This window comes from Streptomyces sp. NRRL WC-3549 (assembly GCF_000721935.1).
Lineage (GTDB): Bacteria > Actinomycetota > Actinomycetes > Streptomycetales > Streptomycetaceae > Streptomyces.
In genome coordinates this window covers 353-1248 of sequence record NZ_KL585403.1, presented here as the reverse complement: position 1 = coordinate 1248, position 896 = coordinate 353, and the positions used below count along the sequence as shown (strand labels likewise).

1 protein-coding gene is annotated in these 896 nt (G+C 76.6%); it reads right to left on the bottom strand.

The window, feature by feature from the left end:
• Positions 1 to 215 precede the first annotated feature (215 nt).
• Positions 216 to 386, bottom strand: coding sequence for a hypothetical protein (locus IH13_RS43985; RefSeq protein ID WP_199814713.1), 171 nt, complete (start codon positions 384 to 386; stop codon positions 216 to 218).
• Positions 387 to 896 lie beyond the last annotated feature (510 nt).

Below are 896 nucleotides of genomic sequence, written 5' to 3'. Positions count from 1 at the left end.
CCGCCGGATGCGCCCGAGCCCCGGCAGCAGGGGTGCGGCGATGCGGCCGGCGGCGCGCGCCCGAGGGACCGTCAGGCGGGGGATCCGGCACCGCCGCACATGAGCCCGCACGCTCCGGGCCACGTCGCCGCGGGCGGTGAACGCACCGGCCACAGCGGTACGGGCGGGCCGACGAGGGCGCCGAGGGGTCCACGCGGGGCGCCCGCCCCCTTTGTTCACGTGGAGGGGCGGGCGAGTTCCTCGTCGTCGAAGAGCGGAGGCGTTCCGTACTCGTCCGGCTCCGCGGGCACGGCGGAGCCTGCCCCCGGGTCGGGGACGGCCGGGGCGTCCGGGTCGAAGTCCTCCGGCTTCATGACCGTCCAGTCACGGCCTTCGAGTTCACTCATGGGGCGATCCTGCCCTGATCAGGGATGCGCACGCCGCCCGGTACCCGGCCGTCGCGCGCCGTCCGCCCTGGAGTCGGTCACCGCGAGCGCCTCGGCCGGGCCTCCGGTGCGGACGTACGGCCTCGTCACCCGGAGGCCGGACCCGACCGCACGCGTCGGCTGGGGGGCACCGCCCCATGGCCGCGGGCTGCGCGTCGGTGCCGCCGTCGGCGTAGAGGACCGAACCGGTGGTGAAGCGAGCCTCCGGGCGCGGGAACCGCTCCACCCGGACCGCGATGTCCTCGCGCTGCCCGAAGACACCCAGCGGCATCGGCCTGGGGAAGGAGGGTCCGGGGTGACCTGGAGCCGGTCATCAGAGGGGCGATCACCGCGCCGGGCGCGACCGCGCCGACGAGGACGCCACGGCGCGCCCACTCCGGAATCACCGCGGTACGCCCGACCGGGCCGCCCCGCCCGCAGGCCGGCGCCTGGCCGCACAACGCAGAAGACCCCAGATCAACTGGGGTCTTC

What these genes read in the sequence shown, in the direction of transcription:
- IH13_RS43985 (WP_199814713.1), bottom strand. Translation starts at nt 386, where the DNA reads ATGAGTGAACTCGAAGGCCGTGACTGGACGGTCATGAAGCCGGAGGAC.